Source organism: Candidatus Corynebacterium faecigallinarum, assembly GCF_052264515.1.
Lineage (GTDB): Bacteria > Actinomycetota > Actinomycetes > Mycobacteriales > Mycobacteriaceae > Corynebacterium > Corynebacterium faecigallinarum.
Genome location: NZ_JBQQOC010000010.1, coordinates 90,571 through 110,678 on the forward strand (window position 1 = coordinate 90,571; position 20,108 = coordinate 110,678).

The 20,108-nt window shown below is 68.0% G+C and carries 22 protein-coding genes; 9 read left to right on the forward strand and 13 right to left on the reverse strand.

All coding sequences use genetic code 11. The features are described 5' to 3' along the window. Positions 1-90 precede the first annotated feature (90 nt). Both ACTXPP_RS07225 and ACTXPP_RS07230 read left to right on the forward strand, forming a co-directional pair. The gene (locus ACTXPP_RS07225; RefSeq protein WP_443341536.1) at positions 91-942 is read left to right on the forward strand and encodes a CPBP family intramembrane glutamic endopeptidase; all 852 of its coding nucleotides are present in this window, start codon (positions 91-93) and stop codon (positions 940-942) included. A 134-nt stretch (positions 943-1,076) separates the two neighbouring features. Continuing rightward, complete coding sequence (locus ACTXPP_RS07230) at positions 1,077-1,517, forward strand: hypothetical protein (protein ID WP_443341537.1); 441 nt, start codon at positions 1,077-1,079, stop codon at positions 1,515-1,517. A 43-nt stretch (positions 1,518-1,560) separates the two neighbouring features. Here the strand turns inward: ACTXPP_RS07230 and ACTXPP_RS07235 are convergent, their stop codons facing one another. Further along, complete coding sequence (locus ACTXPP_RS07235) at positions 1,561-3,207, reverse strand: AMP-binding protein (protein ID WP_443341538.1); 1,647 nt, start codon at positions 3,205-3,207, stop codon at positions 1,561-1,563. A gap of 520 nt (positions 3,208-3,727) precedes the next feature. On the opposite strand from ACTXPP_RS07235, the gene ACTXPP_RS07240 reads away from it, so the two are divergent. Next, entirely contained in the window at positions 3,728-4,618 is an 891-nt protein-coding gene (locus ACTXPP_RS07240; protein ID WP_443341540.1) for a GDSL-type esterase/lipase family protein, read from the forward strand. Between the two features lie 111 nt (positions 4,619-4,729). On the opposite strand, the gene ACTXPP_RS07245 is transcribed toward ACTXPP_RS07240, so the two are convergent. The 4 genes from ACTXPP_RS07245 to ACTXPP_RS07260 all read right to left on the reverse strand — a co-directional run bounded on the left by ACTXPP_RS07245 (position 4,730) and on the right by ACTXPP_RS07260 (position 6,363). After that, entirely contained in the window at positions 4,730-5,062 is a 333-nt protein-coding gene (locus ACTXPP_RS07245) for a hypothetical protein (RefSeq protein WP_443341541.1), read from the reverse strand. 48 nt (positions 5,063-5,110) lie between these two features. After that, complete coding sequence (locus ACTXPP_RS07250; RefSeq protein WP_443341542.1) at positions 5,111-5,434, reverse strand: hypothetical protein; 324 nt, start codon at positions 5,432-5,434, stop codon at positions 5,111-5,113. Positions 5,435-5,586: 152 nt separating this feature from the next. Continuing rightward, positions 5,587-5,865: a hypothetical protein gene (locus ACTXPP_RS07255; RefSeq protein ID WP_301497671.1), complete on the reverse strand. Its 279-nt coding sequence runs from the start codon at positions 5,863-5,865 to the stop codon at positions 5,587-5,589. An 84-nt stretch (positions 5,866-5,949) separates the two neighbouring features. Then, complete coding sequence (locus tag ACTXPP_RS07260) at positions 5,950-6,363, reverse strand: SdpI family protein (RefSeq protein ID WP_443341544.1); 414 nt, start codon at positions 6,361-6,363, stop codon at positions 5,950-5,952. Positions 6,364-6,474: 111 nt separating this feature from the next. On the opposite strand from ACTXPP_RS07260, the gene ACTXPP_RS07265 reads away from it, so the two are divergent. After that, positions 6,475-7,797 (forward strand): LCP family protein, encoded by a 1,323-nt coding sequence (locus ACTXPP_RS07265; RefSeq protein ID WP_443341545.1) that lies wholly within the window; start codon positions 6,475-6,477, stop codon positions 7,795-7,797. 17 nt (positions 7,798-7,814) lie between these two features. Here ACTXPP_RS07265 and ACTXPP_RS07270 read toward each other — a convergent pair whose 3' ends face one another. Both ACTXPP_RS07270 and ACTXPP_RS07275 read right to left on the reverse strand, forming a co-directional pair. Continuing rightward, positions 7,815-8,462, reverse strand: coding sequence for a response regulator transcription factor (locus ACTXPP_RS07270; RefSeq protein WP_301497665.1), 648 nt, complete (start codon positions 8,460-8,462; stop codon positions 7,815-7,817). After that, positions 8,459-9,733 carry a sensor histidine kinase gene (locus ACTXPP_RS07275; protein WP_443341547.1) on the reverse strand — a complete coding sequence of 425 codons (1,275 nt, stop codon included), beginning with the start codon at positions 9,731-9,733 and terminating at the stop codon, positions 8,459-8,461. The genes ACTXPP_RS07270 and ACTXPP_RS07275 overlap by 4 nt, the downstream gene beginning before the upstream one ends. A gap of 102 nt (positions 9,734-9,835) precedes the next feature. Here ACTXPP_RS07275 and ACTXPP_RS07280 point away from each other — a divergent pair, with 102 nt between their 5' ends. Both ACTXPP_RS07280 and ACTXPP_RS07285 read left to right on the forward strand, forming a co-directional pair. Next, a complete protein-coding gene (locus ACTXPP_RS07280; protein WP_443341548.1) occupies positions 9,836-10,948 on the forward strand; it encodes an ABC transporter permease in 1,113 nt (370 codons plus the stop codon). Next, entirely contained in the window at positions 10,948-11,685 is a 738-nt protein-coding gene (locus tag ACTXPP_RS07285) for an ABC transporter ATP-binding protein (protein ID WP_301524632.1), read from the forward strand. Before ACTXPP_RS07280 ends, ACTXPP_RS07285 begins: the two co-directional genes overlap by 1 nt. Here the strand turns inward: ACTXPP_RS07285 and tpx are convergent. Genes tpx through ACTXPP_RS07300 form a run of 3 tightly spaced genes read right to left on the reverse strand, consistent with a single transcriptional unit; the run spans position 11,682 to position 13,997 of the window. Continuing rightward, positions 11,682-12,179, reverse strand: a complete 498-nt coding sequence (gene tpx / locus ACTXPP_RS07290; protein ID WP_301495423.1) for a thiol peroxidase — start codon at positions 12,177-12,179, stop codon at positions 11,682-11,684. The two genes, ACTXPP_RS07285 and tpx, sit on opposite strands and share 4 nt — an antisense overlap. Before the next feature lie 37 nt (positions 12,180-12,216). Next, positions 12,217-13,173 carry a DUF5926 family protein gene (locus ACTXPP_RS07295; protein ID WP_301495421.1) on the reverse strand — a complete coding sequence of 319 codons (957 nt, stop codon included), beginning with the start codon at positions 13,171-13,173 and terminating at the stop codon, positions 12,217-12,219. Positions 13,174-13,232: 59 nt separating this feature from the next. After that, the gene (locus ACTXPP_RS07300; RefSeq protein WP_301520623.1) at positions 13,233-13,997 is read right to left on the reverse strand and encodes a glycerophosphodiester phosphodiesterase; all 765 of its coding nucleotides are present in this window, start codon (positions 13,995-13,997) and stop codon (positions 13,233-13,235) included. Between the two features lie 97 nt (positions 13,998-14,094). Here ACTXPP_RS07300 and ACTXPP_RS07305 point away from each other — a divergent pair, with 97 nt between their 5' ends. Further along, positions 14,095-15,030 (forward strand): patatin-like phospholipase family protein, encoded by a 936-nt coding sequence (locus ACTXPP_RS07305; RefSeq protein ID WP_301495417.1) that lies wholly within the window; start codon positions 14,095-14,097, stop codon positions 15,028-15,030. Between the two features lie 15 nt (positions 15,031-15,045). On the opposite strand, the gene ACTXPP_RS07310 is transcribed toward ACTXPP_RS07305, so the two are convergent. Then, complete coding sequence (locus tag ACTXPP_RS07310; RefSeq protein WP_301495415.1) at positions 15,046-16,011, reverse strand: L-lactate dehydrogenase; 966 nt, start codon at positions 16,009-16,011, stop codon at positions 15,046-15,048. 264 nt (positions 16,012-16,275) lie between these two features. On the opposite strand from ACTXPP_RS07310, the gene ACTXPP_RS07315 reads away from it, so the two are divergent. Both ACTXPP_RS07315 and ACTXPP_RS07320 read left to right on the forward strand, forming a co-directional pair. Continuing rightward, positions 16,276-16,878, forward strand: a complete 603-nt coding sequence (locus ACTXPP_RS07315; RefSeq protein WP_301495414.1) for a superoxide dismutase — start codon at positions 16,276-16,278, stop codon at positions 16,876-16,878. 272 nt (positions 16,879-17,150) lie between these two features. Beyond that, positions 17,151-17,672: a YbaK/EbsC family protein gene (locus tag ACTXPP_RS07320; protein WP_301495412.1), complete on the forward strand. Its 522-nt coding sequence runs from the start codon at positions 17,151-17,153 to the stop codon at positions 17,670-17,672. Between the two features lie 57 nt (positions 17,673-17,729). Here the strand turns inward: ACTXPP_RS07320 and msrA are convergent, their stop codons facing one another. Together msrA and ACTXPP_RS07330 are read right to left on the reverse strand one after the other, a co-directional pair. Next, positions 17,730-18,434, reverse strand: a complete 705-nt coding sequence (gene msrA / locus ACTXPP_RS07325) for a peptide-methionine (S)-S-oxide reductase MsrA (RefSeq protein ID WP_301495410.1) — start codon at positions 18,432-18,434, stop codon at positions 17,730-17,732. Next, a complete protein-coding gene (locus ACTXPP_RS07330; protein WP_443341549.1) occupies positions 18,431-20,089 on the reverse strand; it encodes a ribonuclease H-like domain-containing protein in 1,659 nt (552 codons plus the stop codon). The genes msrA and ACTXPP_RS07330 overlap by 4 nt, the downstream gene beginning before the upstream one ends. Between the last annotated feature and the right edge of the window lie 19 nt (positions 20,090-20,108).

Here is a 20,108-nt window from a genome sequence, read left to right on the forward strand (position 1 = left end):
CTCTTATCACCCAGCAGAGCCACCCAGCGGCGACACCCAGCTGGGGCAGTTAAGCCAACCTCAAGAACAACAGCACGGACGGAGGCGCAGATGCAGTCCAACATCGACCGCAGTCGACAGACGGCGGCTGACCGCAATGCCCTGCGCTGGGAGATCCTCATCGTGCTGGCAGTCACCTTCGGCGCATCCGGCATCCGCGCCATCCTGCGGCTGGTCGAGGCGGCGACGATGCCTGAAGACCTCAACGAGCAGACCACCACGCTCAACGCCCGGCAGTCGGACCTCGCCTGGCTCGACCCAGCCTTCCAGCTGATCTCCTCCGGAGTGCTGGTGGCTTGGGGCGGACTGTCACTGTTCCTGCTGATCAGGCACGTTCCGCCGCGACTGGGGGATCTGGGGGCGGTGACCGGACCACTGCTGCGCCTGCCGACGAGGGGCGCGGCAGCGAAGGGCGCTTCCGGTCGACCGGTGTTGCCGGTGCTCACCCCGGCATGGCGGGACATCCTGCCCGGCATGGGCCTGGCAGCACTGATCGGGCTGCCGGGTCTGGTCTTCTACGTCGCCGCCGTCCAGCTGGGATTCTCCCGTGAAGTGATCCCCACCGGACTCGACCGCAGTATTCAGGACCTTATCCTGCTGGTGGTGAACTCCTGGGCCAACGGTTTCGCCGAGGAGATGCTGGTCGTCGCATGGCTGTGCACCCGACTGCGTCAGATCCGGGTGCCGTGGGTGTGGGTGTTCGTCGCCTCCGCCGTGCTGCGCGGCAGCTACCACCTGTACCAGGGCTATTCGGCGGGACTGGGCAATATGGTGATGGGTCTGGTGTTCGTCTGGTTCTTCTACCGCACCGGACGGGTGTGGCCCCTGATCATCGCCCATGGACTCATCGACACCGTCGCTTTCGTGGGCTACCAGATGCTGGGCTCGACCCCCGGGTTGTAGCTGGGGCCCATCACGGCACCCCACCCCGCCCAGAACAACCCCCAGAACACGTCCCACAGCTACACGTGCTGGCTCAGGGCCTTGACCGGGGGCAACGGGAAAATGACGGGGCCAGAAATCGACAGTCTGGACACATGAGTATCTCACTCAGACAGCATGACCGTCTCATCATCCTGGCCGTCGCCGTCACTGTCACCTTCGCGTCTGTCGCGGCGTTCCTGGAGAACCTGGTGTTCTCCCTGGGGATGATTTTCTTCCTCGGGTTCCTGGTGGTCTTTCCCCTGGGATTCACCCGGGACCGCAAGGCGCGGAGGTTGGCTGCAGAATCAGACACCGCCCGCACCGACCTCGGCGGTGGACCGTGGGTCGGCGGGGCGGGGCTCATCACGCTGGTGGTCGGCATCGTACTGGCCGTGGCGGCGACCATCCGCGGGTCGACCGCCGACGACTACGGCGTCGGCAGCGTGCTGATGTTCGCCACCGCTCTTCTGTTCCTCGGTGGCGGGATGATCTGGGGCGGCTTCCGCGCCTCCCGGTCATGCCGACCGTCACCGGGCCAGTCACCGGGCCAGTGACCGGATCAGTCACCCGGCCGGCAACACCGCAGCGTCGGCCAGATCAGCCGAAGGCCTCGAGCTCGCGCTTGACGACCTTGCCGATGGCGTTGCGCGGCAGCGGGGCGCTCATGATGACCACGTCGCGCGGGATGGCGGGCTTCATGAAGTTGTGCTCGACCTGCTCGCGGACATCATCCTCGGTGACGGTGGCGCCGTCCTCGACGACGACGTAGGCCTTGACGCGCTGGAATTTCTCGTCGTCCTCGACACCGACGCAGTAGGACTCAGCGACACCGTCGAGGCGGTCGATGATCTCGGCCACCGAGGTCGGCCAGATGTTCTCACCACCGACGATGACCATGTCGTTGTTGCGTCCCAGCACGCGCAGGCGGCCGGACTCCGGGTCGACGATGCCCTTGTCGCCCAGGTCGATCATGCCGTTGCGGTACTCGGCCTTGTCACGGTCGCCGAGGTAGCCCTTCATCGACAGGGCGTTGATGGCGTGGATGATGCCGACCTGACCGGCGGGCACCTCCTTGCCGGTCTCCTGGTCCAGGACCTCCAGGCGACCGTTCCACACCGGGTAGCCGGCGGTGAGCGGGTCGGCGGCCAGGTCCTCCGGGTTAGCGAAGGCCACGAGCAGGCCCTCGGTGGAGCCGTAGCCGCTGGAGACGATGTTGCCGTAGCGCTCCTGCAGGCCGACGACCAGATCTTCGCTCATGGCGTTGCCGGCGTTCATGATCCAGGTCATCGAGGAGGTGTCGTAGCTGCCGTCGTCGGCGGCGAGGACGTCCTTGAGGAAGACCGCGGAGCTGATCGTGCCGGTGCACTTGTAGTCCTCGATCTGCTTGAGGACGTTCTTCGGCTTGAACTCACGCTGGGTGACCAGGGTGCAGCCGGCGACGATGGCGAGCACCGAGGCTCCCCAGCCGAGCACGTGGAACAGGGAGGCGGTGAGCTGGAGACGGTCGCCGGCCTTGACACCGAGGCCCTCGAGGGCGGGGCCGAGGACACCGACCGGGAAGGACGGCTCGGTGTGCGAGACGGCCTTCGGGGTGCCGCTGGTGCCGGAGGACATCAGGACGACGCCGCCCTGCTTCGGGCGGGAGGGGAAGGCGTCGTTGTGCGGCCCCGGGGAGGTCCAGAACTCCTCCATGGTGGGGTAGTCGAAGTCGGTGCGGTAGCCCTCGGCAGCATCGGCGTGGATGAGGGTGCAGCCGAAGTCGGACAGGTCCTCGGGGAAGCGGTCGTCGAACTCGGAGTCGACGAAGATGACGTCGAGCTTGTGCTCCTTGACGATGTCGGCCAGCTGGTTCTTCGAGGCACCGACGTTGAGCAGGAAGACGGTGTAGCCGAGGTAGCCCTTGGCGGCCAGCGGAATGAAGAAGCCGCGGCCGTTGCGGGCCATGATGCCGACCCGGCTGTTCGGGCCGATGCCGTGGCTGGCCAGGGTATGTGCGGTGAGGCGGGCCCGGTTGGCGAGCTCCTGGTAGGTCAGCTCGCCCTGGTCGTCGACGAGGACGAGACGGTCCGGGAAGCGTGCCGCGGTTCCCTCGAGGAGACCGGCGAGGCTGGTCCCGTAGCGCCCCAGCGCCTTGGCGACACCGAGTCCTCCGGCGGGCGTGGAGCCTTTGAGGAATCCGGTGTCCAGGAACGCTTTGGAGCCCCGGAGGGCTCCCTTGAGGTCATAGGACAGCTGCTCGAACACTGCCCCTCCTTTCGGTGGGTTGATTGTGGGGGTCGGTTCTGGGGGGGCAGATCGGCGGGTCGATGTCGGAGGCGGCAATGAACGCGGGGACACCCGCCACCATCCGACACACCTCAGCGAGGCTTTACACGTGAAGCCAAACAACTACTTTCGGCTACCATACCGGCCGGGGTGACCATTTCGATACCGAACGACTAAAGATCCTGGTCAGGTAACTGCGGTTCACCCCATCTGGCGGTGGGCGGTTACGCGACAGACCCGGGGACAAACTCGGGGGTGCGCCCGGAAAATCACGGAGAAATCCCGGACCGATGGCCACTGCGACAACTTACGTCACATCTGTCACTTTTGCACCAGGGGTTACATTTTTGCCGATTGTCCACTAATATCACGGTACTGTAACGTCGTTGCCCTGGAGAACGGTTTGGCAAGAAGCCCCCGAGGGCCCACCTTAGACAGCGGGCCCAGCGCCGGAAGACACCGGCTACGACACATGTTTCACGAGAGGAACACCGACGCCATGAGCTCACGACAGAGTGGCCGGCACAGCGCCAGTGCCACCAAGAAGACCCGCGCAGGACGCCGCATCGCCGGCCTGGCTGCCGCCGCGGTCGCCACCGTCGCCGCCCTGTCCGGCACCCTGCTGTCCGCCCCGGAGAGCCAGGCTGCCCCGGGCAACACCGTGGTCCTCGGCGACTCGGTCGTGGCCAACCCGAACCTCTACAACTACTTCGCCGGCAAGGGCCTCCCGCTGCCTGACCCGGTCCTCAGCGGCTCCGGCTGCGGTACCGACAACCGCTTCTCCAACGCCTACGCCAGCGCGTCCGGCAAGAAGGTCGACAACTTCACCTGCGCCGGATCGTCCTACCGCACCGGCGGCATGCGCGTCACCACCCAGGCCGACAAGGCCAGGGCCGCCGGCAAGCTCAACGGCAGCACCGGCGAGGTCGTCATCTGGGCCGGTACCAACGACACCTACCCCTACGTGCTCAACGACCAGCTGCCGGTGCCGAAGATCGAGTCCAACCTACGTGGCTCCGTGCAGCGCACCGTCGCCCACGTCAAGAAGCTGGCCCCCAACGCCAACGTCAAGGTGCTCGGTATGCCGCACATCACCAACGGTGCCGGCCAGGTCTGCCCGATCAACCTCATCCCCGGTGTCCAGGTGCCCAGCTTCCTGATCCAGATCAAGGACATCGAGTGGGCCCTGGAGCGCAGCGTCCGTGACGGCGCCAAGGCCGCCGGTGGCCAGTTCGTCAGCCTGAAGCCGGCCAGCCGCGGCCACGAGATGTGCGCCAACGACCGGTGGATCGTCGGCCTGGTCGACACCACCTCCCAGCGCCGTAACCTGCCGCTGCACATGACCGACACCGGTCTGCGCGTCGCCGGCCGCACCGCCGCGAACGCCTAGCGACCAGCTAGGTCGGCGCATTACCCCCCCGGCGTGGTGGCGGGGATCCCTTCGGATCCCACCACCACGCCGGTGGTTCTTCTGTCGGTGCAGTCGGGACGGACGACCAGGTCAGAATGTGCAGTTGGCCGGGTCCTGCAGGTTCAGCGGGACGGCCACCGGACACCAGACGAAGTAGTAGAGCGTCCAGCCGGCGACGATGCCACTGGTGGCCACACTGCTCTGTGCGGAGCGGACGATACCGCCGGCGGTGTCCAGGGCGTCCTGCGAGGACTGGGTCGGCAGCTCTGTCGCCGGAGTTGCCGTGGCAGGCGGGGCAGCGACCGCCGCCCCGCCGACGGCAATCAGGGCAGCTCCGCCGATGGCAGCGACCCGCGAACGCATACTTCGGGTACTGCGGCTACTGCGGGAGCTGCGGGGTGAATAGTCAGATGTTCCTGCCATGGTGCTCATCCCCTCGATGGATGGCAGTGGGTCAACTATGACAGTGGGTCAGAACTGGCAGCTGGTCGGCTCCACCAGTCCCAGGTCCCCCAGGACCGGGCAGACCCACATGAGGTACGGCAGTGCGACGGCAGCGTAGGAGCCGACGACCGCGCTCCCGAGCGCCTGCTGCACGTAGGGGTGCTGCGCCTCATAGGACGACTGGACCGGCGGCGGGAGGGATCCCTCCTGGGCGTTGGCGGACGGAGCGACGGCCACTGCTCCCCCGGCGGCCAGCATCGTGGCGGCGGCAGCGGCGGCGACCCGACCGCGGACACCGCCGCGCGCACGTCGTCGGGAGGTTGTGTCGCGATGGTCAGATGGGCCTGGCAAGGTGTTTCCTCTCCGTGAGCGTGATGGGGCACCCCGGGCGAGGCGCCCCTACCCCATCACAACGTTTCCCTTGTGAAAACGTTAGCCCTCCCCGGTCAGCACGACCGGGGAGGGCGGGGCGCGAGCCCGGACAGGACTGGCGGAAAGCGGAGTCAGAAGCAGGCGTTTGACGGCCCCTCGGTGAGATCCGAGGTGCACATGGCGACAGCACTGCCGTAGACGGCCACCAGGGAGCCGACGGTGATCGGACCACTGATCTGCTGGGACAGTACAGTCAGCCAACTGTCGCCCGGCTCCGGGGGCGTGTAATTCTCGCTCGATGTCGGCAGTTCTGTCTGCGCGGAGACTCCCGGGGCGACAGCAACTGCTGTTCCCGCGGCGAGGAGGACGGCGGCGGCGGATGCGGAGATTCGACGGGTGATCGACGTCATGTGGAGATCCTTCCTGCGGTGAGGGCGTGGTGTACGTTCGCTTCCCGAGGAAACATACTTCGCCGGCTTATGCAGGCTTCTCCGTCAGCGCCGCTTCTTCTGCTTCTTCTTCGCCGGACGTGCCTGCTCGGCGGCATGCGCTTCCCGCGCTGCAGCGTTGGCGGTCTGCACCACCGGGATGATCCCGATGATGACCACACCGAAGGGCACGATGCCCACCGCCATCACCCAGGTGGCGTCCACGACCATGCCCAGCACGATGATCACCAGTGCCACCGCCGAGGTCAGCAGACTCACCGTCCGTGCCCGGGGCACCGCCGCACGGTGCCCGGCCGTCCACGCTGCATCGCTGAGCTTCGTCGCCTTGGTCCGGATCCCCACCGACCCGTCCCGCGGCAGGTCGCCCCGCCCCGCCGCTTTCGTGACCGAGGAGACGACCACGGCCACCACCACGGCCATGATCGCAGGAAAAGCCACTGCTGCCAGATTGTCACCCATGGTCGACAATTATACGGCGATACCCTCTACCAGCGAACCGCCTGGCAGGGTCGGGAGATCTCAGCCCACAGGATGACCTGTTTCCCCGGCCGACGGCACTATGCTGTCCCCATGCCCCAGAACCCGTCCGACGACAACATCGCCCGCGACAAGTTCGGCAGGCCGATCCTCGACCGCTACGGACGCCCCGTCCAGCGTCGTGATCCCACCGCCGGACAGGACTCCACGCGCGTCTTCGGTGACGGCCGCGACGGCGGCGACCCCTCTGCCCACGGCCAGCAACCACAGCAGGGACAGCAGGGCGGCCAGGGACGTGCGCAGCCGGAGCCGCCGCAGTACCGTCGTCAGCCTGAGCAGCCGCCGCAGGCCGCACCCTATGAGCGGCCCGCCCAGTACCAGGACCAGTACCAGCAGTACCCGCCGCAGCAGTACGCCCAGCAGCCGCAGCAACCCCAGCAGTACGCCCAGCAACCCCAGCAGCCGCAGCGTCCGACGAAAACCCGGCGCCCCCGCAAACGCCGCAGGTTCCGCCCGATGCGCATCATCGGCGTCCTGCTGCTGGTCATCCTGCTCGTCCTCGCCGGCACCGCCTGGTGGGTCGACTCGCAGATCAACCGGATCGACGCGCTCTCCGGATACGAGGGCCAGGTCGGCAACACCAGTGGCTCGAACTGGCTGCTCGTCGGCTCCGACTCGCGGGAAGGGATGAGCGAAGAGGACGGCGACCGCTACGCCGCCGGTGACCTCAGCGAAGGTGGCGCCCGGACCGACACCATCATCATCCTGCACGTGCCCTCCTTCGGCGGTAAGCCGACGATGGTGTCCATCCCCCGCGACTCCTACGTCGACATCCCCGGCTACGGCATGGGCAAGATCAACTCCGCCTACACCTTCGGCGGGCCGCAGCTGCTGCAGCAGAGTGTGGAGCAGTCCACCGGCCTGCGGATGGACCACTACATGGAGATCGGTTTCGGCGGCTTCGGGGCCATCGTCGACGCCATCGGCGGCGTGGAACTCTGCCCGTCCGAACCGATCAACGACCCGATGGCCGGCATCAACCTCGAGGCAGGCTGCCAGGAGATGGACGGGCCGACCGCGCTGGGCTACGTCCGCACCCGCTACACCTCGGCACAGGGCGACCTGGACCGGGTGGAGCGCCAGCGCGAGTTCCTCACCGCCGTGGTCTCCAAGGTCGGCTCCTTCGGCACCCTGGCCAACCCGTTCCGGGCCCTGCCCCTGTTCTCGGCGTTCACCGACGCCCTCACCGTCGACGAGGGCGACCACGTGTGGCACCTGGCGCACCTGGCACTCGGCATGATCCGCGGTGCCGACCAGGAGACCGTCCCGGTCGGCGGCTACGCCGACACCGAGGTCGGCAACGTGGTGTTGTGGGACGACGCGGCCGCCGAGTCGCTGTTCGCCGGCCTGCGGTAGGATGCCTCAGGCCACCGTCAGATCAGTCGGCGGGCCGTGGCCTCCACCACGGCCGCGGTCCGGTTGTCCACCCCGAGCTTCTGGTAGATGTGCACCAGGTGCGTCTTCACCGTCGCCGGCGAGATGAACAGCTCGGCAGCCACGTCCTGGTTGGACGCCCCGGTCGCCAATGCCCGGAGGATCTCGGTCTCCCGGCGCGACAGCGCCACGTCGGGCCGTCCGACCCGGCGTGCCAGCGCGGCACCGACCTCGGCGGAGAACGTGGCGTCCCCACCGGCGGTGGCCAGGACGGCACGGTGGAGCTCGTCCTCGGGGGCGTCCTTGAGCAGGTAGCCGCGCGCCCCTGCGGCGAGTGCCTCGACAATGTCGGCCTCGGTGTCGTAGGTGGTCAGGATGAGAACCGGAGGCCCTCCGGCGGTGACCAAATTCCGGGTCGCAGTGATGCCATCGGTGCCGGCCATCTGGATGTCCATCACCACGACATCCACGTTCTCCACCGTGGCGTCCTGTGCATCGGCACCGTCGGAGCCTTCGGCGACGACGGTGATGTCACCGAAGCTGTCGAGAATCGCGCGCAGCCCCGCCCTGACGACCGGGTGGTCGTCGACGAGCATCACGCGGACCGGGTCGGTCCCGGTTGTGGTTGCGGAATCACTGCCGGTCATGCGGCACCTCCTTGGCTGATCGGGACACGGACGGCGACGACGGTGCCGGAACCTCCGGACGCTTCGGACGCTACCGAGTCCACGGTGAACTCTCCACCGATCTCGGCGACCCGCTTGCGCATCCCGGCGAGGCCGAAACCGCTGGTGGCCGTGCGTTGCACGGCAGACGGGTCGAACCCTCGTCCGTCGTCGAAGATATCGAGGGTCGCCTCGGTGTCCCACACCCCGAGTGTGACCCGGATGTGGGACGCATCAGCATGGGTCACCGCGTTGGTGACCGCCTCCTGCGCCACCCGAAGCAGCGCCCCGTCCACCTCACCGCCGAGGTCCCCGGTGCCGGTGATGTCGTCATCGATGTCAAGGTCCACCGTCACGTCGGACCCCAGAGCACGGGCCCGACGCTCGGCGTCCCGGGTGAGCTGGCGCAATGCGGCGACCAGCGGCACCGATTCTTCCCGGGTGCCGTCGGCGACCAGGGCCCGGGTCTGGACAAGGTTGTCATGGGCGGTGGTGGTGATGACCTCGAGTTGGGCCGCAGCGTCCGTCTCCCTGCCCTGGTCCAGTGCGGTGCGGGCGGCACGCGAGAGGAGCAGGACGGAGTTGAATCCCTGGGCCAGGGTGTCGTGGATCTCCCGGGAGAACCGTTCGCGTTCGGCGAGACGTCCCGCCTGGTTCTCTGCTGCGAGCAACCTGTCGCGGGTCGCGCGGAGTTGCTCGGCGATCTGGCGGTGGTGTTCGGCTTCCCGGGTGAGCCGCAGATAGGTCCAGTAGGTCAGCGCGGCGAACAGGACGCCTATGCCCGAACCGATGACGCCGCCGACTCCGGTGCGCTGCTCGGTGATCACGGGGACCACCGCCACGACCGCCCAACATGCCGCGACGGTCAGACCACCTGTCCACGGTCCGGTCAGGGCAAGGGTGACGAAAACCAGCGGGAACAGCAACCACACGGCGTCCGCGCTGAGCACCACGAGCAGCACCCACAGGCCCAGCACCACCGAGAGCCACGGGCCGGTCAGTCGGCGCAGGTCCCGGGTGGTGCGGCCGGCGGCGAAGCGGTTCTCCCACACCGTGCCGGCGAGGTACACGACCGCCAGCAGGGCGGTGAGCGCCACGACAGCGGCCTGGTGTGTCGGGGAGTACCCACGGGCGAGGAACTGCACCAGCGCGACGACGAGTAGTGCGGCGAACGCCAGGTGCACGCTGAGCCGAAGCGTCTCCAGCAACTGGGCGAGGGTGGTCCGGTCGGTGGACCTGTCTGGGGTGGGCACGTCACCAAGCCTAGGGCGGGTCGGGCGGCAGCGTATCGTCCGATCGGTTGAGAAAGAGACCATCCACCGGGGCGATGTGCCGGACCATCAGGGTCGCGAAGCATGGGAGGCACCCAAGGAAAGGAGAATGCCGTGTACCTGGCATTCCGCGACATCCGTGCCTCGGTCGGCCGGTTCGTCCTCATCGGGTCCGTCGTCGGGCTCGTCACCCTGCTCATCGTCATGCTCACCGGGCTGACCGCCGGACTCGGAAAACAGAACACCTCCGCGCTCGAAGAGCTCGGGCCGGACCGTTTCATCGCCACCACCTCGGACGACGGGGAGTTCTCGTTCACCGGGTCCGCTGTCGGGGCGGACGCCACCGCCCGCTGGGAGGCCACAGACGGCATGGACGCCGTGACACCGCTGGGCATCACCCAGACCCGGATGACGTCGGGTGGCGGCGAGGGGGAAACCACGGAGTCCGTGGCCGTCTTCGGCCTGCCCGCCGGCACCACGGTGGACGGTGCGACAGTCGCCGAGGGCGGCGTCATCCTTCCCGAGGACGTAGCCACGGATTCCGGCAATGACGGAACCAGCGCGGCCACCTCCGTCGATCTCGGCGGCGTCCCTGTCCAGGTCAGCGACGGGAACTCAACTGTCTACTACAGCCACGTCCCGGTGGCCTTCACCGATCTCGACACCTGGCGCCAGGTCGCCCACGTCGAGGACCCGACCGTGCTCATGGCCGACGGCACCCTCTCCGATGAACAGTGGGAGACCGTGGCTGCACAGTCCGGCACCACCGCACTGACCGTGGAGGAGTCCTTCAACGGACTGGGTGCCTACAACTCGGAACGCGGCTCACTGCTGGCGATCCAGGGCCTGCTCTACGGCATCTCCGCGCTGGTCGTACTGGCCTTCCTGTCGGTGTGGACGATCCAACGCACCCGCGACATCGCCGTCCTCCGGGCGCTCGGCGCCTCGAAGAGTTACGTCCTGCGGGACGCACTCGGCCAGGCCGTCACGGTCGTCGCCTCCGGCGTGGGCGTCGGGGTCCTTCTCGGACTCGGCCTCGGCGGACTCGCACAAGGTGTCCTGCCGTTCAGCCTGTCCCCCGCCACCGTCATCGTGCCTGGTGTCGGCGTCCTCATCCTCGGCGCCGTCGGCGCCCTCGCGGCAACCCGCCGCGTCCTGTCCACTGATCCCCGCACTGCCCTGGGAGCGAATGCCTGATGTCCACTGAATCCGTACAGCTCGTAGAGCCCGCAGTTCCCGCCCTCACCCTCATCGACGTCACCGTCACCTTCCCCGACGGCGACCAGCAGGTCACCGCTCTGGACGCCGTGTCCATGACCGCCTCCCCCGGCACCATCACCGCGGTGGTCGGCGAATCAGGCTGCGGCAAGTCGACTCTGCTGTCCGTCGCCGCCGGGATGACGGTCCCCGATGCCGGGACCGTGCAGGTCGCCGGGGAAGACCTGTCCCCGGGACCCGGTGCCGACGACGCAGCCCGTACCCGGGTGCGCCGCAACCACACCGGCATGGTCTTCCAGTCCCCGAACCTCTTCGGTTCGCTTCGGGTCCGGGAACAACTGCTCATCGCCGACCACATCCGTGGTCGCCGTCCGGACGCCACGACAAAGAAGCAGGCCGACGCGCTGCTGGAGCGCGTCGGCCTGTCAGGGTACGGCCACCGCCGGATCCACCAGCTCTCCGGCGGTCAGCGACAGCGGGTGAACATCGCCCGTGCCCTCATGGGATCCCCTCGCCTACTGCTCGCCGACGAACCGACTTCCGCGTTGGACGCGGAATTGTCGCGAACGATCGTCGAACTGCTGCGTGACCTCACCGACGAGTTCGGGTTGGCCACCGTGCTCGTCACCCACGACCGCCGTCAGCTGGCATTGGCGGACGACGTGGTTACGCTGCATGACGGCAGGGTGGTGCCCGCTGAGATCAGCGCGTCCTAGTTCAGGACGGCCAGGGCGGCGTCGTAGTCCGGCTCGGTGGTGATCTCGTCGACGAGCTGGGTGTGCAGCACGGTGCCGTCGGTGTCGAGCACGACGACCGCACGGGCCAGCACACCGGCCAGCGGGGAGTCCAGCAGCGTCACGCCGAAGTCCTCACCGAAGGAGGAACGGAAGGCGGAGGTCGCCTTGACGTTCTCGATACCCTCGGCGGCGCAGAAGCGGGCCAGGGCGAAAGGCAGGTCCTTGGACACCGAAACGACGACGGTGTTCTCCAGGCCGGTGGCGCGCTTGTTGAACTCACGCTCGGAGGCGGCGCAGACGCCGGTGTCGACCGAGGGGAAGATGTTCAGCACCACGCGTTGACCGGACAGGGCATCACCGTTGACGTCCTTGAGGTCGGCGTCGACGGTGGTGAAGTTCGGCGCCTTGGACCCGACAGCGGGCAGGTCACCGACGGTGTGGGCAGGACTTCCAGAGAATGCGGTATCAGCCATGCCACCAATGGTGGCACAGAATCCAGCCGGGCGTCGTCTAGCGGATCGTGACTTCGCGGGCGATGATCGTCTGGCGGGACTTCTGCTCCTCGGCGGTGAGCTTGCCGATGGCGTCCGAGCCCTCGCCCAGCTCTGCCAGGGCGGCAGCGAGCTTGGCCTCGAGTTCCTTCAGCGGGGCGACGAACTCGGCGGCGGCCATGGTGTTGTCCAGGTCGAAGACCGGCACCAGGATGCCGTGGGTGCGGAACACTCCGGCGAAGCGGGTGCCCTCGCCCAGGTTCAGGTCACCGGCGGCGTGGACGCGGGCCAGGGCCGGCAGCAGCTGCGCCTCGGTCTCCGGACGCACCCAGCGGATGTGGGCCTTCTCGCCCGGGTCGATCCACCAGGCCGCACCGGTGATGTCGGCGTCGACCCGCTCGCTCGGCAGGACGGAGTCATTGGCCTGCTGCAGGGAGGCGGCGACCTGCGGGTTCTCCCGCTGGTCCTCGGTGAGCCACCAGTTGAAGTCCTCGGAGACGGTGATCTCGGGGGCCTGGTCGACGGCCAGCAGGTCGCGCAGGGCCGGCTCGGAGCCGTCGGAGACGGCGACCTCGAGGGTGGAGCCCGGCTCGGCGGTCTTCGCCCAGTTCAGGGCGAAGGCCAGGTCGCGGTTCGGGTTGTCGCCACGGTGCTGGGTCTGCAGTGCGACGAGGGCCTCGCCGCCCTCCTCCTCGGCACGCACCAGCGCGGCAGCGGCACCCGGCAGGACGGTGCAGATGGTCACCGGACGGGTGAACCCGGCGTCCGGCGCGGTCTCGGCGGTGAAGGACGCCGAGGGGACGAACTCCTGCAGCGCGATGAGGTCGGACTCCGCAGCGAAGCCGTCGTAGGGGCGGGGGTCACGCTCCAGCGCGGCACGCTCGGCGGCGCGCGCGGCGAGCTTCGCCTGACGTCGGCTCATGCCCTCGGGCAGGTTGGCGTCGGCGTTCTTGTTCTTCCTGTTCTTCTTAGCCACGCCGCACAGTCTATCGTGTGCGGCCAGTGCTGCGTAGGACTACCGGCGGGAGCGCCGTGTCACCGGATGGAGATCGCCCCGCGGGTGGCGGCACGCGCCCGGTCGGGGTAGTCGGTGGCGACCCATTCCACGCCGTGCCGGTAGGCCCACAGCAGGTCGTCCTGCCGGTTGGCGGTGAACAGGTAGGTGTTGGCCGGGTTACCGACGACCGCGCCCGGCGCGAACCGTGCCCGGTAGATCGAGAAGCCCTGGGCCGGGGCGACCTCGGTAGGCTCCAGGTGACGCAGCGCCATCCACAGCCGGTACTCCTTGCGCAGGTAGACACGGTGGATATGCGGGTTGATGTCCCGGAACCGGGCCAGGGAGCCGTGGTCGAAGGAGATCAGGTGCATCAGCTCACTGCGGTCCATGCCGATGCCGTGCAGTTCCCGGTTCAGTGCAGTCTCCAACTGCCCGGAGCGCTCCGCGCGTGAGCCGAGTCGCTTGGTCTCCACGAACAGTTCCGGGCGGTAGTCCGCGGTCTGCACATCGGCGGTGAACTCCAGCAGTTCCCGCAGGGTGAGGACCTGCTGGGGACGCTCCGGGGTGCCGACGTTGAACTCCTTGAGCTCGGCGACGGTCTTGTCCGCGACAGCACCGCTGCCGTCGGAGGTGCGGTCCACGGTGGCGTCGTGGATGACGACGGGTACCCCGTCGGCCGAGAGTCGGATATCGCACTCGAAGCCGTCGGCGCGTAGCTCGGCGGCGTGTTCGTAGGCGTCGAGGGTGAGTTCCGGACGGTAGCCGCTGGCGCCGCGGTGCGCGATGATCTTCACGTCTTCCATTCATAGCGGCTGCCGGACGGTTCGTCACCACCGGACACCAATGTTTCACCTGTCGGCCACTCTGTCGTTAACTCCCACACCTGTACTATTGAGCGACGTGGCACAGAATCCGAGGACAACGTCTCCTGCGACGACCGGGGGGTCGTCTGGCGCTGCCCAGGTACATGACACCGCACTGATCTTCGAGGGCGGCGCGATGCGCACCGCCTTCTCCTCGGCGATGGTCGAGGCACTACTGGAGGCCGGGATCCACTTCGACTGGACCTACGGAAACTCGGCGTCCGCCGTGCACGTGGCCACCTACCTTTCCCAGGATCCCCAGCTGGCCCGCGACTACTTCACGGTCTTCCCCGGTGACCCGCTGTTCGGCGGCATCCGCCCGTTCCTGCGGGGCGACGGTTTCTTCAACGCCCGCTACATCTTCGGGCCGGACGCCCAGGTCCAGGACCGGTCGATGGTCCCGGACTGGGAGGCGATCCGCACCAGCTTCGGCAACTTCCGCATCTCCGGCTTCAACGGCCGCACCGGTGAGACGGTGCACTGGGCGCGCGAGGACATGAACGGGTTGGACGATTTCCTGCGTCACGCCAGGGCGTCCGCCTCGCTGCCGATCGTGATGCCGCCGACGAAGATCGGTACCGACATCTTCTTCGACGGCGCCTTCGGTCCCACCGGCGGAATGCCGATCGACGCCCCCATCGAGATGGAGGGCTTCGACCGCTTCCTGGTGGTGATGACCCGAACCAGGTCGTACCGCAAGTCGCAGACCCGTCTCAGCTGGTTCGTGAAGAAAGCGTTCCCGCAGTATCCGGCGTTGGCCAAGTCCATGCTGGACCGGCATGCACGGTACAACAAGGCACGTGACTGGGTCTTCGAGCAGGAGCGCCTGGGCAAGGCGTACATCTTCGCCCCGCACCGGATGCCAATCAGCAACGGCACCCGCAAGCTCAACGAGCTTGCGGAGACCTACGAGGCCGGCCTGGCGCAGGCCCGCGAGGAGATGCCGCTGATCCGGCGTTTCCTGGGGGTGTAGGACGCCCGGTCGCCGCTATGCCTCGAGCACCCCGGCGTCCTCCATGATCTTCTGGAGGGTCTCCGCCGAGGTGGCGAACTGCTGCTGTTCGGTGTCGTCGAGATCGAGCTCGATGACCTCCCGGATCCCGCGGCGGTTGATCACCGCCGGCGTCCCGATGTAGAGACCCGGCTGGTCGCCGCGTCCGTACTGACCGTCGACCAGCGCGGAGACCGGCAGCACGACGTCCTCGTTCTGCAGGATCGCGCGGGTGATCCGCGCCAGCCCCACACCGATGCCGAAACTGGTCGACCCCTTCGCGTTGATGATCTCGTAGGCGGCGTCGCGGGTCCGCTGGAAGATGGTGTCGACGTCCTCCTCGCCGGACGGCGTCTGCGCCAACCTGGTGGGCAGTGGGACGCCGGCGACGGTGCCTGCCGACAGGACGGGCAGTTCGGTGTCGCCGTGCTCGCCGATGACATAGGCGTGCACGGAGGTGGCCGAGACCTGGAAGTAGTCGCCGAGGGCGGCGCGCAGCCGGGCGGTGTCCAGCACCGTCCCGGAGCCGATGACCTGGTCGGAGGGCACGCCGGCGGCCTGCCAGGTGACGTAGCTGAGGATGTCGACCGGGTTGCTGGCGACGAGGTAGATGCCGTCGAAACCGGTGGCGGCGATGTCGGCGACGATGGAGCGGGTGATGGAGACATTGCGTCCGACCAGGTCGAGACGGCTCTCCCCGGGGCGTTGGGCGGCCCCGGCGCAGATGCAGACGATGGCCGCACCCGCGCAGTCGGCGTAGTCCCCCTGGGTGACCCGGGTGTTGTGTCCGGACCAGGGGACGGCGTGGCTGAGGTCCTGGACGTGGCCCCAGGTCTTGCGTTCGTCGACGTCGATGATCGAGAGGTGGTCGCAGAGCCCCTGGTTCACCAGGGCGTAGGCGTAGGCGACGCCGACGTCGCCGGCACCGACCAGGACGATGCGTGTTGTGGCCTGAGATGTCATGTCATTCCCTTGTGGTGGTGGTGGACTGATTCCCAGAATACCGGTGATCGGAATTGTCGACAGGGCCGGCGCGGGGGCCGTGGCCGCCTTACACCCCAGGTAGAACGCTTGTCGGACGCACCGTGCAAAACGAAGTCCGAAACACCCAAAAAGTTCTTATTATTGAACTCTATTGTTCCATAGGATGATCATTGCGAGCATGCGCAAAAGCGACAACACTGGGGGCCGGACAAACGATAATCGACATGGAAAGGACACGAGGACATGGCCGTCTACGAGCTCCCTGACCTCCCCTACGACTACGACGCCCTGGAGCCGCACATCTCCGCCGAGATCATGCAGCTGCACCACGACAAGCACCACGCAACCTACGTCGGCGGCGCGAACGCCGCGCTGGAGGCCCTGGAGAAGGCACGTGAGGAGGGCGGCAACCCGGACACCATCCGTGCGCTGTCCAAGAACCTCGCGTTCAACCTCGGTGGACACACCAACCACTCCATCTTCTGGAAGAACCTCTCCCCGAACGGTGGCGGCGAGCCCACCGGCGAGCTGGCTGAGGCCATCAACCGCGACTTCGGATCCTTCGAGAAGTTCCAGGCGAACTTCAACGGTGCCGCCCTCGGCCTGCAGGGCTCCGGCTGGGCCGTCCTGGGCTACGACCACATCGCCGGCCGCCTGGTCGTCGAGCAGCTCACCGACCAGCAGGGCAACACCTCGGTCAACCTGACCCCGCTGCTGATGCTGGACATGTGGGAGCACGCCTTCTACCTGCAGTACAAGAACGTCAAGGCAGACTACGTCAAGGCTGTCTGGAACGTCTTCAACTGGGACGACGTCGCCGAGCGCTTCGCTGCCGCCAAGGCCTAAGCTCTCGCGCACTTCCCCGCGCATCCACCCCGGGTGACTGCAGCCGGGGCGGCCACCGTCGTGTGGTCGCCCCTGCCGCAGCCCCGGGGTGTTGTCGTACCCGCCGACACCTCCCCTTGTCAGATAGGTGGGATCAATCGCTGGTTTTCCGGTCCTGGAACGCCGATTCATCCCACGAATCAGACACTGCGGTCCGCCCCACGTCAGACACCACCGATGTCGCTCCACTCCACGTCGACCACCACCGACGCCGGTGCCTAGTATGGACGACTGTGAGCAAGAAGAATGCAGACCACCACGGCGCGACGCCGGCCACCCTCGCCCTCGAGAAATCCGGGATCAGCTTCACCATCCGCACCTTCGAGCACACCAGCGGTGTGACCGACTTCGGCTCGGAAGCCGCCGAGGCGCTGGCCGCCGAGGGCTACGTCGCCGAGCGCATCTGCAAAACCCTCATGGTCAACCTCACCGGCGGCCCCCACGACGGGCGCATGGCAGTGGCGATCGCCCCGGTCACCACCACCCTCGACCTCAAGGCCGTAGCCGCTGCTTTCAGTGCAAAGAAGGCCGCCATGGCCGACCCGACTGCCGCAGAACGCTCCAGCGGCTACGTCGTCGGCGGGATCAGTCCCCTGGGACAGAAGAAGCGGCTGGCCACCGTGCTGGACCTGTCCGCCGCCGACCACGAGACCATCCTGGTCTCCGGCGGACGCCGCGGACTCGACATCGAGATGACCCCCGACGACCTGGTGGTCGCCCTCGACGCCACCCTCGCCCCCGTCGCGCGGGACTAGGACCTGCGGCACAGCGCCCCGTCGCGCGGGGCTGAGGCCCCCGGCGCCGGGGTGCTGCTAGGAGCAGGTCACGCCGGTGGCGTGGACCGGGCAGTAGCCGTCCGGGTTCTTGTCGAGGTACTGCTGGTGCTCGTCCTCGGCGAGGTAGTACTCCCCCGCCGGGGTCTCCGACAGTGGCATGACCTCCGTGGTGATCTCCCCGTAGCCGGCGTCCTCCAGACGCTCGCCGTAGGTGGAGACCACCTCCCTGGCGACCTCCGTCTGCTGCGCGACCTGTTCCTCGGTGCCGGCCGGGTAGATCACCGAACGGTACTGCGAGCCGACATCATTGCCCTGCCGGTCACCCTGCGTCGGGTCGTGGTTCTCCAACGCGACCTTCAGGATCTCCCGCACCGAGACCGTCGACGGGTCGTAGATCACGTCAACGACCTCGGAGTGGCCGGTGCGTCCGGTGCACACCTCCCGGTAGGTCGGGTTCGTCGTGTAGCCACCGGCGTAGCCCACCGAGGTCGACTCCACCCCGTCGATCTGCCAGAGCAGCTTCTCCGCACCCCAGAAACAGCCCAGGCCCAGCACGATGTGCTCCTGTCCGTCCCGCCACGGCCCGGTGATCGGGGTGCCCAGCACGGTGTGCGGTCGCGGATCGGGCAGTACCGGGTGGCGTCCGCCGGACAGGGCGGTCTCCGCGGTGGGACGCTCCGCCGTGAAGGCGGCCCCGGACTGTGCGGCGTTCATGGCGAGAATACGGTCAAGGAAGCTCATACCTTCTCCAACGGTCGGGACAGCGCTGGGATTCCCGGCGCGCCGAGACGCAGCCACCGGCGGACCGCGGCAGTGGCGTAACAGTCGTCGGCGTTGTAGCGCTCCAGGGTGCGCTGGGCGATCTGGGCGTCCTGCCGGGACGTCCCCACCGCAACCTCGAAGAGGTCCACGGCGACGCGGCCGTCCACGTCATCCTGGCTGAAGGTGAAACCGGCCAGTGGGGCGACGGCTTTGAGCCCCAGCGAGGAATTCGCCGCCACCGCCGCCTTGACCAGCGCGAAGACGTCGACCCAGTCGTCGGAGCGCAGGAACGCCTCGACCTCCTCCAGAGTGGGCATGGTCACCGTCTCCGTGCGTCCTGTGCCAGCCGCGTCCAGCGGGTAGGACGTCCCGCCGTAGGTCCGCGCATAGTGCCGCAACCAGTGGTTCTCGCCCTGCTGGGCGTAGCAGTAGGCGCGGAAGACCCGGCCGTCGTCCCCGGCGGCACGGCGTCTGGACATCAGCCAGGACCAGAAGACCGCGACGTGGCGTCCGCCGTCGGCCTCGCGTCCGAAGTCGGTGAAGGACCGGTAGACCGAGCCATCGAAGGTGCCCCACAGGAAGGTGCCGCGGGACGGGTGCGCCTCCATGTCGACGTCGATCTCCACTGCATCCGCCAGTTCCTCGGCCATGGGCAGCTCCCCGCCGTCGCGTCGGGACGGCATCCGGAAGGGGTGCCCGCACCACAGGTCACCGTGGGTGACCCAGCGCTGCAGCGGCCGACGCAGGTAACCGACCCCGGCCATCCAGGCGCTCGCCAGGGCGGAGACCTCCCCCTCCTCCGCGGCGGCGAGTTCGGCCAGGGTGTCGATCCCCTGGTCGCGCCAGTGGGCGGCCTTGTCCCCCGGAAGCATCAGCGACAGGTCGCCGCGCCGCAGCAGCCGGGCACGGCAGTGGTTGTGGAACTCGCAATGTCCACACTCCTTGACCCGCACCGGCTCCTGCGGCACCGGCGCCTCCAGTGCGCGCAGCAGACCCGGGGTCACCCGCTCGGCGGGGATCACCAGGCAGCGGCGGAAGTCTGCACCGATGAAACCGACATCGCCGGACGCCACCCCTGCCAGCTGGAGCAGCACGTGGGCGACGGCGACCTTCTGGGAGTCCGCCGGGGTACTGCGGTGTTTGACCTGGGCGGGTTGGGGTGTGGCCAGTCCCAGTGCACCGACATCGACGACCCGCACCCCCGGGGACCGTTTCCGGGAGACGGCGCTGACGGTGTGGGAGGTGACCACGACCGGCATATAGGTCATGGTCGGGGTCGGGGCGTTCACCGCGTCGGTCCGGACGAGCAGGTCGATCTCGCAGGCCAGGGCACCGTCGGCGAGCCGGGCGCCGGTGATGATCCTGGTTCCGGCGGCGATCGCCTCCAGGGTGTCCTCCTCGGCCGTCGCCGAGTCGGTGTCGATGTCCACCCGGGTCGGGACGATGCGTTCGCCGAACCGGGCGACGGTCGGCAGGGCGTCCACCACGGCGGCGCGGCGCAACAGGGCACGGCCGCGGGACGCGCTGCGTCCGACCAGAACGTCGAGGGGGTTCTCCGCCGACACCCTTCCGGTGCCTGCGGCGCGCGTGAGGACGCGCCGGTGACGGCAGCCGGTGAGGTCGGCGGGACCCACCGGGAGACCCCGACTATCC